Source organism: Pseudomonas mandelii (assembly GCF_006438925.1).
In the GTDB taxonomy this organism is placed as follows: Bacteria; Pseudomonadota; Gammaproteobacteria; order Pseudomonadales; family Pseudomonadaceae; genus Aquipseudomonas; species Aquipseudomonas mandelii_C.
This window is the reverse complement of record NZ_RCZA01000007.1, coordinates 364,025-376,411: the sequence shown is the minus strand read 5'-3', so window position 1 is coordinate 376,411 and position 12,387 is coordinate 364,025. Positions and strand designations below refer to the sequence as shown.

9 protein-coding genes are annotated in these 12,387 nt (G+C 59.3%); 6 read left to right on the top strand and 3 right to left on the bottom strand.

The window, feature by feature from the left end:
• The first annotated feature begins 97 nt into the window (after nucleotides 1–97).
• The 5 genes from EAH74_RS18725 to EAH74_RS18705 all read left to right on the top strand — a co-directional run bounded on the left by EAH74_RS18725 (nucleotide 98) and on the right by EAH74_RS18705 (nucleotide 8,681).
• Nucleotides 98–832, top strand: coding sequence for a thioesterase II family protein (locus EAH74_RS18725; protein ID WP_140680279.1), 735 nt, complete (start codon nucleotides 98–100; stop codon nucleotides 830–832).
• 507 nt (nucleotides 833–1,339) lie between these two features.
• Nucleotides 1,340–4,042, top strand: coding sequence for a magnesium-translocating P-type ATPase (gene mgtA, locus EAH74_RS18720; RefSeq protein WP_140680278.1), 2,703 nt, complete (start codon nucleotides 1,340–1,342; stop codon nucleotides 4,040–4,042).
• Nucleotides 4,043–4,300: 258 nt separating this feature from the next.
• On the top strand, nucleotides 4,301–4,714 hold the full coding sequence (locus EAH74_RS18715) for a response regulator (RefSeq protein ID WP_140680277.1): 414 nt from the start codon (nucleotides 4,301–4,303) through the stop codon (nucleotides 4,712–4,714).
• A gap of 109 nt (nucleotides 4,715–4,823) precedes the next feature.
• Entirely contained in the window at nucleotides 4,824–5,450 is a 627-nt protein-coding gene (locus EAH74_RS18710; RefSeq protein ID WP_140680275.1) for a response regulator transcription factor, read from the top strand.
• A gap of 12 nt (nucleotides 5,451–5,462) precedes the next feature.
• On the top strand, nucleotides 5,463–8,681 hold the full coding sequence (locus tag EAH74_RS18705; RefSeq protein WP_140680274.1) for a transporter substrate-binding domain-containing protein: 3,219 nt from the start codon (nucleotides 5,463–5,465) through the stop codon (nucleotides 8,679–8,681).
• 3 nt (nucleotides 8,682–8,684) lie between these two features.
• On the opposite strand, the gene dkgB is transcribed toward EAH74_RS18705, so the two are convergent.
• The 3 genes from dkgB to EAH74_RS18690 form a co-directional block, all read right to left on the bottom strand.
• On the bottom strand, nucleotides 8,685–9,488 hold the full coding sequence (gene dkgB / locus EAH74_RS18700) for a 2,5-didehydrogluconate reductase DkgB (RefSeq protein ID WP_140680273.1): 804 nt from the start codon (nucleotides 9,486–9,488) through the stop codon (nucleotides 8,685–8,687).
• Nucleotides 9,489–9,695: 207 nt separating this feature from the next.
• A complete protein-coding gene (locus EAH74_RS18695; RefSeq protein WP_140680272.1) occupies nucleotides 9,696–10,235 on the bottom strand; it encodes a PaaI family thioesterase in 540 nt (179 codons plus the stop codon).
• 249 nt (nucleotides 10,236–10,484) lie between these two features.
• Nucleotides 10,485–11,393, bottom strand: a complete 909-nt coding sequence (locus EAH74_RS18690; protein WP_140680271.1) for a LysR substrate-binding domain-containing protein — start codon at nucleotides 11,391–11,393, stop codon at nucleotides 10,485–10,487.
• Nucleotides 11,394–11,497: 104 nt separating this feature from the next.
• Here EAH74_RS18690 and EAH74_RS18685 point away from each other — a divergent pair, with 104 nt between their 5' ends.
• Nucleotides 11,498–12,364: a pirin family protein gene (locus EAH74_RS18685; RefSeq protein ID WP_140680270.1), complete on the top strand. Its 867-nt coding sequence runs from the start codon at nucleotides 11,498–11,500 to the stop codon at nucleotides 12,362–12,364.
• The last annotated feature ends 23 nt before the right edge of the window (nucleotides 12,365–12,387 follow it).

Below are 12,387 nucleotides of genomic sequence, written 5' to 3'. Positions count from 1 at the left end.
TATCGCGAGCAAGCTCGCTCCCACAGGGTTATCTGTACGACTAATTCTCGTCGGCGCTCATCCGTTCTCTTGATAGACAACTTTTGAGGTAAACCCGGTGACCCAGCTGACATTGCTCTGCCTGCCCTATTCGGGCGCGAGTGCCATGGTCTACAGCCGCTGGCGGCGCAAACTGCCGGAGTGGCTCAAGCTGCAACCCGTGGAATTGCCGGGGCGTGGTGCGCGGTTTGGCGAACCCTTGCACACCGACATGCGACGCCTGGCGCTGCAACTGGCGCAGGAACAAAAAGCCACGCTCAAGGCGCCGTACGCGCTGTTCGGTCATAGCCTTGGCGCGTTGCTGGCCTGTGAGATGGCCCATGCGTTTCGCTCGCTGGGCTGCCCGGAACCGGTGGCGCTGTTCGCTTCAGGTACCGCCGCACCCACAATGCGGGCCGACTACGACAGGGGGTTCGCCGAGCCCAAAACCGATGCTGAATTGATCGAGCAATTGCGCACCCTCAACGGCACCAGTGAAGAGGTGCTGGCCAACGAAGAGCTGATGAACCTGACACTGCCGGCCCTGCGCGCGGACTTTCTATTATGCGGACGTTTCGAACCGCAACAGCGCCCGTTGCTCAAGTGCCCGATCCATGTGCTTGGCGGCAAGGCTGATCGCGCCACCACCGAGCAGCTGATCGGTTGGCGCAAGGAAACCCATGGCAGTTTCTCGGTGGACATGCTCGCTGGCGGACCCTTCTTTATCCACGAGCACGAAGCCAAGGTGTTGCGGGTGATCAAGGATCAGCTGGGCGTTCATCATCGGCGGCATGCCATGGCCGTCAGCGCCTGACCCAGTCTCAGCATCACTCAACACCTGTGGGAGCGAGCAAGCCCGCTCCCAAATTTTTTCCTGTGAACGCAGGCCCATTGTGGGAGCGGGCTTGCTCGCGAAGAGGCCCTGAAGAACAGCACAAATCCAAAATCCTGAACCCTTCCTGAAGAACCCCGCGATTCCCCCTCCACACGGCTTTGCATCGTTTACTCTCCAGAAATCGGGGCGTAAGCTTCGCGCGTTTTCAATCAATAGCGGAGACCCACAGTGGGTACTTGTTCGAGTGACAGTAGTCGGCCGGTTTCGATAACCGGCACCTTCCCGGCAAGATAACGCGCCACTTTTTTGTGCCGTTGTCTCGCCGAAAAGCGAGCAGCGGCATCCTGATCGCGGCCGGTCCTGGTCCGTGTCCCGACGTCCCTCTCATCGACGCTGAACCGTGCGTGATGTTCGACTTGTTGTCGTCATCGCGGCGCATCGACACGCCTGCTCGACGGTTTCCCGGCTGACCCTGGGGGAACTGTCATGAACCTGACCCTGCTCAAAGAATTCTTCGCCGGATTCCTGCGCACCCGCCACATCGCCCGACACTTCCGTCGCCTGGCGCTGCTGGAAAACTTCACCGACACCACGGTCAGCCGCGAGGTGCCGCCCACCCTGGCGCAAACCCTGGTGAGCGCTGCCAACAGCGACACCGGCCAACTGCTGAACAACCTTGGCAGCCACACCGATGGCCTGAGTGAACTCGAAGCCGATGCACTGCGCGTGCAATACGGCCTTAACGAAGTCGAGCACGAACAACCTCTGCCGTGGTGGACCCACTTGTGGCACTGCTACAAAAACCCGTTCAACTTGCTGCTGACGTTGCTCGCGGTCATCTCCTGGCTGACCGAGGACATGAAAGCCGCCATCGTGATTTTCTCCATGGTGGTGCTCTCGACCTTGCTGCGCTTCTGGCAGGAAACCAAATCCAACCAGGCCGCCGACGCGCTCAAGGCGATGGTCAGCAACACCGCTACGGTGTTGCGTCGGGATGCGCAACGTACCGAGCTGCCGATCAAGCAACTGGTGCCAGGCGACCTGATCGTGCTCTCGGCCGGCGACATGATTCCCGCCGATTGCCGGGTGATCGGCGCCAAGGACTTGTTCGTCAGCCAGGCCGCGATGACCGGCGAATCGATGCCGGTGGAAAAATTCCCCCGTCAGCAGGACAGTGACACCCGCAACCCGTTGGACCTCGACAACATTCTGTTCATGGGCACCAACGTGGTGTCCGGCACGGCCATGGCGGTGATCCTGACTACCGGCAACAACACTTATTTCGGTGCACTGGCCCAGCGGGTTGGCGCTACGGATCGCGCACCCACTTCATTCCAGACTGGCGTCAACAAAGTCAGTTGGCTGCTGATCCGCTTCATGTTCGTCATGGCGCCGCTGGTACTGTTCATCAACGGCTTCACCAAGGGCGACTGGACCCAGGCGCTGCTGTTCGCGCTGTCGATTGCCGTGGGCCTGACCCCGGAAATGCTGCCGATGATCGTCACCTCGACCCTGGCGAAGGGCGCGGTGTTCCTGTCGCGTAAAAAAGTCATCGTCAAACGCCTCGACGCGATCCAGAACTTCGGCGCCATGGACGTGCTGTGCACCGACAAGACCGGCACCCTGACTCAGGACAAGATCTTCCTGGCGCGTAACGTCGATGTCTGGGGCAACGATTCCGATGACGTATTGGAAATGGCCTACCTCAACAGCTACTACCAGACGGGCCTGAAAAACCTGCTGGACGTGGCGGTGCTCGAACACGTGGAAATCCACCGTGAACTGAAAGTCGGCACGGCGTTTCGCAAGGTCGACGAGATCCCGTTCGACTTCACTCGCCGTCGGATGTCAGTGGTGGTCGCCGAGCGCGATCATTCGCACCTGCTGATCTGCAAGGGCGCGGTGGAAGAAGTGCTGGCGGTGTGCACTCGGGTGCGTCACGGCGAGGTCGATGAAGCACTGAGCGATGAATTGCTGGCGCGGATTCGTCAGGTCACCGCATCGTTCAATGCCGAAGGCTTGCGCGTGGTGGCGGTTGCAGCGCGGCCGATGATTGAAGGGCGCGATACCTACAGCCTGGCGGATGAACAGGCGCTGACGCTGATCGGTTACGTGGCGTTTCTCGATCCACCCAAGGAAAGCACCGCGCCGGCCCTTAAAGCCCTTGCCGCTCACGGCGTGGCGGTGAAAGTGCTGACCGGAGACAACGAACTGGTGACCGCGAAGATTTGCCGCGAAGTCGGCCTGGAGCAACAAGGCCTGTTGATGGGCAACGACATCGAGCGGATGAGCGACGCCGAACTGGCGGTGGCGGTGGAGAGCACCAACGTCTTCGCCAAACTCACCCCGTCGCACAAGGAACGCATCGTGCGTTTGCTCAAGGGCAACGGTCATGTCGTCGGTTTCATGGGCGACGGTATCAACGACGCGCCAGCCCTGCGCACCGCCGACATTGGCATTTCGGTGGACAGCGCCGTGGACATCGCCAAGGAAGCGGCGGACATCATCCTGCTGGAGAAAAGTCTGATGGTGCTGGAGGAGGGCGTACTGGAAGGGCGTCGGACCTTCGCCAACATGCTCAAGTACATCAAAATGACCGCCAGCTCGAACTTCGGCAACGTGTTCTCGGTGCTGGTGGCCAGTGCCTTCATTCCGTTCCTGCCGATGCTGCCGATGCACCTCTTGGTGCAGAACCTGCTCTATGACATTTCGCAGATCGCCATTCCGTTCGATAACGTCGATGAAGAAATGCTGAGCAAACCGCAGCGGTGGCAGCCAGCGGATGTTGGCCGGTTCATGCTGTTTTTCGGACCGATCAGCTCGATCTTCGACATCACTACGTTTGCCTTGATGTGGTACGTCTTCGACGCCAATACCCCGGATCATCAAACCCTGTTCCAGTCCGGCTGGTTCGTGGTCGGGCTGCTGACCCAGACGCTGATCGTGCACATGATCCGCACACCGAAAATCCCGTTCCTGCAAAGCCGCGCAGCGATGCCACTGATGGTAATGACTGGAATCATCATGGCCGTCGGCATCTTCCTGCCGATGGGACCGCTGGCGCACTACTTCAAATTACAGGCGCTGCCGTCGCTGTACTTCGTGTTCCTGCCGGTGATTCTGCTGGCCTATATGGCGCTGACCCAGGCCGTGAAGGGATTCTATGTTCGCCGGTTTGGCTGGCAGTAATGCTGCCAGATGTAGGAGCTGCCGCAGGCTGCGATCTTTTGATCTTGATCTTCGAGCGAAATTGTCGAGCAGCCAGATCAAAAGATCGCAGCCTGCGGCAGCTCCTACAGAAGTACCGTGTCCGGACGGTTTTTTGACTTTAACTTCCCAGGTCACCGGACGAGGGTTGCAGTTTTTAGGAAAAGTCCTACAGAAAGATCGACGGGTCTTCCGTAGCCTTGCGCCCTCACGAATTCGATACCCTCCTGGGGGCCCACGTTGTCGAACAAAGCCTTACGTATCCTGATCGCCGACGAGTTGCATTTTCACCGCATGAAGGTCGAGCGACTGTTCAATCAACTCGACTACTACCGGATAGCACCGGTGCACAGCCTTGAAGAGCTGTTGACCCTGGTCGAATACGGTTGCGAGCCTTTTGATCTGGTGGTCATCAATGCCTCGCTGGCGGGCGGGGCTTTGAACCTGTTCGATTTTTTCCTTGATAACCAACAGGTTCATCACGCCTTGATCTATGACGGTCAGCAGGCGCAACTGCCGCCCATTCCTGCCTGCGTTCAACAGACCGTTGAGGTGAGCCACGCAATGCTGCCTGATCTGGCGTCTATTGCGCGGCTGATGGCGATCATCGACCCTCGTCTACCGTTCGTCGGCACTGTCATTTCTGTCAGGTAGTTGCGCCCGGTTTTCCATGCAAAAGTCTTTGCGCAGCCGGCGCGTTCAACCGGGCCGGGCTCATGGGCATTGATTGTTCAATCGTCGTTTTTGTTGCACAGGAGTTGCCATGAAGTCAGTGCTGATTGTGGACGATCATCCGGTGGTTCGCGCCGCAGTCAAAATCGTACTGGCGCAGGAGGGTTTCAAGCAGATATACGAAGCGGCGAGTGGTAATGAAGTCTTGCCGATGATCCGCGAACACAAGCCTGATCTGGTGGTACTGGATCTGGTGATGCCCTCGCTCGACGGGCTGGATGTACTGGCGCGGATCAAGACCAGTGGGGTGCCCTGTCGAGTACTGGTCTTCACGTCCCAGGAACCCATGTTTTATCAGGATCGTTGCATGCACGCCGGCGCCGCGGGCTATGTTGCCAAGTCCAATGACTTGCAGCACTTGCACAGAGCCGTGCATGCCGTGATGGGCGGTTACACCTATTTCGCCCAGCTACCCTCGGCGTCGGTGTCGCTGAACTCGATACAACTGAGTGAAAAACAGATGATCGATCAACTCTCCGACCGGGAACTGACGATCTTTCAGCATCTGGCCCGGGGCATCAGTAACAAGGCGATCGCTGAAATCATGCACTTGAGTCACAAGACCGTCAGCACCTACAAGACCCGTCTGGTTGGAAAACTCAACGTGGATTCGTCGGTACACCTGAGGGACTTTGCCAAGCGTAATCATCTGATCTGAGTGAGCCCGATCATGCGCGATTGTTTGTGGGCCCTGTTGCTGTTCTGTGGACTGGCAGCACCGGTGACGGCGGCCGATGAGCCAAAGCTTTTGCATGTGCTGGGGCGTTCCGCGGTGGAGGGTTATCAGGTCCAGCTGGGTGAAAAAGACTGGCAGTGGTTGCGTGGCAAACGAGTCTTGCGCCTCGGGGTGTCGGGGCCGGACTACCCGCCGTTCGAGATCACGCGAAACGTTGATGAGCTGGAAGGCATTACCGCAGACTATGCCGCGCTGTTGGGGCAACTGCTGCATGTAAAAATCGACGTGCTTCGTTATCGCACGCGCGAGGCGGCCATGGATGCCCTCAAACACGATGATCTGGACCTGCTCGGCACGTCCAACAATTACGAAGCGGCCGATCCCGAGCTGACCCGATCCACTGCTTATGCTGAAGATCAGCCAATGCTGGTCACGCGGCTGGACGAACAGGTGCCCGTCGACCTCGCCGGCAAACGCATCGCCATGGTCGATGACTATCTGCAGGCGCAGACTGTCGAAGCCTTCTATCCCGATGCGAGCTTGCAACGCTACCCCTCGGCACTCGATGCGATCGGGGCGGTGGCGTTCGGGCAGGATGATGTGTACCTCGGGGACTTCATCAGCGCCAATTACCTCATCAATAACAACTACCTCAGTAACGTACGCCTGGTAGGGCCTTCCGGCTTGGACGCCAATCCGTTCGGCTTTGCCTTCAGTCGGGGCAACCCTCGTCTGAAGAGCATTGTCGATAAGGCTCTGGCGGCGATTCCCATGGATCAGCGCACGGCCATCGAGCAGCGCTGGAGTGCCGGAAGAGCCAACATGGCGGGTCAAGAACGAGTACGTTTGAGCGCCAGTGAACAACGTTGGCTGGATCAACATCCGACGGTGGAAGTGGGTGCCGTCGAGAGCTTTGCACCGCTGACTTTTTACGATGCACAGGGACAACTCAGCGGGTTGACCGCGCAATTGCTGACGCTGATCAGCCAGCGCAGCGGCTTGACCTTCAAGGTGCAGCGGGGTGACTCCCTCGATCAGCAGATCCAGCAACTCAAGGACGGCAAGATCGACGTGTTACCTGTGGTCACGCCCGGTATCGAACGCGAAGTCGAAATGCGTTTCACTCGGGCCTACTTGAACAATCCGTTTGTACTGGTCAGTGCGACCACCCCGGGAAGCCCCAGGACCCTGGATGACATGGCCGGTAAACGCCTGGCAATTTATCGCGGTCATCCGTTGCTCGGGTTCATCCGCGCTCGGGCGCCCAATGTACGTCTGGTCGAAGTGCAGAGTCCGGCGCAGGGTATGGAATGGGTGATCAAGGGCCAGGTCGACGGGGCAGTCAGCTCATTGATCGTGGCTCGGTATCTGATCACCCGGCAATACCGCGAGCGTCTGCGGATCAGCAGCACCGTGGGTGATGAACCGGCGCGTATCGCTCTGGCCACCAGCCGTGGTGCGCTGGAGTTGCACTCGATTCTGAACAAGGCACTGCTGAGCATTTCGCCCCAGGAGATGGATGAGCTGTTAGCCCGCTGGAGCAATGATGTGGTAGTCGATGACAGCTACTGGCTGCGTCATCGCCAAGGCATTCTCCAGGCGTTTGCCGCTGCGGGCGCTTTGCTGTTGCTCGCACTGGCCTGGATTGCCTGGCAGCGTCGGCAGATAACTCAACGCCAACAACTGCTCGGGCAATTGCAGGATGCCAAGAACGCCGCCGATGATGCCAACCGCGCCAAAACCACCTTTCTGGCGACCATGAGTCATGAAATCCGCACACCGATGAATGCCCTGATCGGCATGCTCGAACTGGCGCTGAAGCGAGCGGAAGAGGGCTTCACTGATCGCTCCGCCATCGAAGTGGCATCCAATGCTGCGCAGCAATTGCTGGCGTTGATCGGCGATATCCTGGACATCGCCCGCATCGAGTCCGGGCATTTGTCGCTGACCCCTGAGCGGGCCAATCTACGCACGCTGGTGGAGTCGGTGTGTCGGGTTTTCGAAGGCCTGGCACGGCAGAAAAACTTGCAGTGGCGGGTCGAATTGGCCGAACACAGCGATCGTGACGTGTTAGTCGACCCCACGCGCTTCAAGCAGGTGCTGTCCAATCTGCTGAGCAATGCGATCAAGTTCACCCGTGAAGGTGAGGTGAGTCTGACACTGCGAGTAGAGCCCGGTGTGTCGGGGCATCTGGCCGTCAGTGTGCGTATTGAGGACAGCGGCATCGGTGTCAGTGTCGTCGATCAGCAACGACTGTTCAGCCCGTTCGTGCAGGCCGGCAACAGCCAGCAGTCAGGCCACACTGGCTCCGGTCTGGGACTGGTGATCAGCCGCACTCTGTGCGAAAAGATGGGCGGCCGATTGCAGTTCGACAGCATCCTCGGACTGGGTACGCAGGTCGACATCAGCTTTGATCTGATTGCGTTGCAACCGTTGACCTGCGGCGAGTGGGTGGATAGCGGATTGCAGGTGGCCACTCGGCTACTGACGATTCTGGTGGTCGACGATTACCCGGCCAATCGATTGTTGCTCTCACGGCAGCTGAGCTACCTGGGGCATCGGGTGCTGGAGGTTGAGGATGGCGAGCGTGGTCTCGCGAAGTGGCGCGAGCATGAGCTCGATCTGGTCATCACCGATTGCAACATGCCGGTGGTCAATGGTTATGAATTGGCGGGTGCGATACGCGATGAAGAGCGCGCTAATGGCTTGCCACCCACGCTGATTCTTGGGTTTAGCGCCAATGCGCAGCCGGAGGAAAAGATCCGCTGCCTTGAAGCGGGCATGGACGACTGTCTGTTCAAACCGATCCGGCTGGCAGATTTGAGTGCCTGGCTGGCGTCCCGATTTGTGAATGAGCCGCCAGCGCCGGTTGAAGAGCAAGCAACGTCCGAGATCGACTTGACCGGCCTGGAGCTCTACGTCGGTGAAGACCGGACGCTGATCAATCAGTTGTTGCGCGAACTGGCCGAGACCAATCGCTACGATCGCGATGATCTGCTTGCAGCGCACGTCAGTGGCAATCGTCACCGGCTGCAAGACCTGGCGCACCGCATCAAAGGTGGTGCGCGGATGGTTCGTGCAAAACGTTTGATCGAGTGCTGCGAACATCTGGAGCGTGCCTGCGCCGAAGGGCGCGCGCCGTTGATCGACGAGGCCGTCGATCAATTGCAACACGCCATGGCACGCCTGGATCAGGGCCTCAAGCGAGACTGACGCTTAATCCCACTGGGGCGCGATGCCTTTGGGGCTGGTCAGTCGATGGTCACGATCCAGGCCCGCGATCAGCGCCATGTCGGCGTCGCTCAAGGTCAGTGTGCGAGCGTGCAGGTTACTTTGCAGGTTGGCGCGTTTGGTCGACGAGGGGATCACTGCGTAACCCAATTGCATGGCCCAGGCCAGGGTGACTTGTGCCGGCGTCGCCTGCAGGCGATCGGCGATCTGCTGGATCACCGGGTCTTTCAGCACTTCGCCGTAAGCGAGGGTCATGTACGAGGTGATCTGGATGCCCTGGCTTTGCGCGAATTCGACGACCTTGCGGTTTTGCAGGTAGGGATGCAATTCGATCTGGTTGGTCGCGATGTGTTCGGCACCGACCGCGGCGATCGCCTGTTTCATCAGGTCGACGGTGAAGTTGGACACACCGATCTGCCGGGTCAGGCCCAGTTGTTTGGCTTCGAGCAGGGCGCCCATGAATTCCTCGACCGGCACCTGATCTTCCGGGGACGGCCAATGGATGAGGGTCAGGTCCAGGTAATCGGTTTGCAGCTTTTGCAGGCTTTCCTTGAGGCTGTCGATCAGGCGATCCCTGGCGAAGTTGGCAACCCAGATCTTGCTGGTGATGAACAACTCGTCACGGGCGATGCCGCTGGCGGCAATGGCCTCGCCGACCTCGGCTTCGTTCTCGTAGATTTGCGCGGTATCGATGACTCGATAGCCCAGTTCCAGGCCGGTGCTCACCGAATCGATGACCACCTGGCCTTGCAAGCGAAAAGTACCAAGGCCGAATGCGGGAATAGACATCAATGACTCCAGGGTTGCAGTGGGAATGGGCACGAGTATCCGCGTCCGCACCCATGGGAAAAACCGCTGGTGGGGCAAAGCAATGTTTACCGCAAGTCATGAGTCGAAAGATCGCAGCCTCGTTTCACTCGACAGCTCCTACAGAGTACGCAAACCCTTGTAGGAGCTGTCGAGTGAAACGAGGCTGCGATTTTTTGATCTTAAGCTCTATCCCCGATTCTCAAGAATCATGCAGGTGGTCGACCCCGTCGCATACAACCGCCCATCCACGTCATAAATCCGCCCCTCGGCCAACGCCGTCGAGCGCCCCAGATGAACAATCTTGCCCTCGGCCCGCACCGGTCCGCTGGCACCGTTCAGCGCACGAACATAGCTGATTCGCAAATCCAGCGTCGTATAACCCTGACCCTTCTTCAGCTGCGTATGAATCGCACAGCCCATGCACGAATCCAGCAACGTCGCGGCATAGCCGCCATGCACGCTGCCCAACGGGTTGTAATGCCGTGAATCCGGCGTGCCCTGAAAGATGAACATTCCGGCGGACCATTCGATCGGTATGAAGTCCATCAGCGTGCCGATGGGTGGCGAGGGCAGTTCACCGTTGCCGATGCCTTCGAAAAACTCGGCGGGTGACAGGGCGCTGACCTCGGCCATGGACAAACTGCCGGGGCCGGCGAGACGGGCGCGCATGGCCTGTTCCTGGGCGATCCATTGGGCGAGCGTGGCTTCGCGGGTCGGGCTTTGCATGGGAATGTCCTCGGTTGGGAGTGAATATTATGTTTGTAATCTCGATCGATATTATGTCCGAAATAAAAACTCCGCCAGCCCTCTGTCGTTACGCAACCTGTAGCAGCTGGCGAAGCCTGCGTTCGGCTGCGAAGCAGTCGTGAAACCAGACAACGGGGTGTGTCAGGAAAACCTAGTGCTCAGGATTCACGACTGCTGCGCAGCCGAACGCAGGCTTCGCCAGCTGCTACATGGAGTGTGTACGGGCTTCTAGGCAATATCGCTGTGGCTGAATTCCTCTCCCAGAAAGTCGATCAATGCGCGCACCGACGGCAGCAGCCCACGGCGTGACGGGAAGATGGCATGCACGATCCCGCACTTGGGGGCCCAGCCCGGTACCAGTTCCACCAGGCGTCCTGCGGTAATGTCATCGCGCACCACCACGCTGGGCAGGTGAGCGATGCCGATCCCGGCCACCACGGCATGCCGTAGCGCCAACAGGTCATCGGTGACCATTCGTGGCGCATGTCGGATCACCGCGCTGGCGCCGTCCGCCCCAAACAATTCCCACTGATATTCACGCTGCGCCGCACCCCAGTGCAGGCTCGGCAACCCGCTGAGGTCAGCCGGGGAGGCCGGTGATGACAGGCGCGGCACGAAGGCCGGACTGCCCACCAGGCATTGGGTGCTGTTGCCGAGCACCTTCATCACCATGTCGGTGTTTTCCAGCGGCGGAAAGCGCACCCGCAGGGCGATGTCGAAACCCTCGTGGATCAAGTCGACTCGGCGGTTGGTGCTCTCGATGAACAATTCCACCAGCGGGTACTTGAGCATGTAGCGGGTCAACATCGGCCCGACCCAGGAGTTGAGCAGCGCGGTCGGGCAACTGATGCGCACCAGGCCCTGGGGTTCGGAGCGGTTGCGTTCGATCAGTTCGGCAGCGCTTTCCGCTTCCACGCGCATCGCCAGGCAACGCTGGTAATAGGCCTGACCGATTTCCGTCAGTGAACAATGCCGGCTGGTGCGATGTAGCAGGCGTACGCCGAGGCGCTCTTCGAGCTCGGCAATGCGCCGGCTCAGCTTCGACTTGGGCATGTCCAGCGCCCGACCGGCCGGGGCGAAACCGTGGTGTTCCACCACTTGGGTGAAGTAGTAGAGGGTGTTGAGGTCTTCCACCATCGTTCTCCATATAGAACGCTAAGGCTGATTTTTGCAGTCTAGTGCATCAAAGGGTTCAGTTTTAAGCTTTGTCCATCGCGTCACACACCAGATTCGGAGGCGGAATGAAAAACATCATCGGTATCTACACCAGCCCACGGACCCATTGGGTCGGCGACGGTTTTCCGGTTCGCACGCTGTTTTCCTACGACAACCTGGGCAAACACATCAGCCCGTTTTTGCTGCTCGATCACGCCGGTCCCGCTGAATTCACCCCGACCACCGAGCGTCGTGGCGTTGGCCAGCATCCACACCGCGGTTTCGAGACGGTGACCATCGTCTACAAGGGCGAGCTGGAACACCGCGATTCCACCGGCAGCGGCGGCAAGATCGGGCCGGGCGACGTGCAATGGATGACCGCAGCCTCGGGGATCCTCCACGAAGAGTTCCACTCCGAAGGTTTCGCCAAAACCGGCGGCACCCTGGAAATGGTTCAGCTGTGGGTCAACCTGCCGGCCAAGGACAAGATGGCCGACGCCGGTTACCAGACGATTCTCGATGGCGACATCCCGAGCATCGCGCTCAAGGACCAGGCCGGCAGCCTGCGCTTGATCGCCGGTGAGTTCGACGGCCACACCGGCCCGGCGCGTACGTTTACCCCGATTGACGTCTGGGACCTGCGCCTCAACGGTGGCAAGTTGCTGACCCTGGACCTGCACGAAGGTCGTAACACGGCACTTGTAGTGTTGCGTGGCACGGTTCAGGTCAACGGTGTGGAACTGGTGCGCGAAGGGCAGTTGGCGTTGTTCGAACGCAATGGCCAGCAGCTCAGCCTGGAAGCCAATAACGATGCCGTCGTATTGCTGCTCAGTGGCGAGCCGATCGACGAGCCGATCGTCGGTCACGGTCCGTTCGTGATGAACAGCGAGCAGGAAATCCACCAGGCCTTTGCTGACTTCCAGTCAGGCCGGTTCGGTCGGATGAGCGGTTGAGCTCATTGTTGTAACGCTGTGGC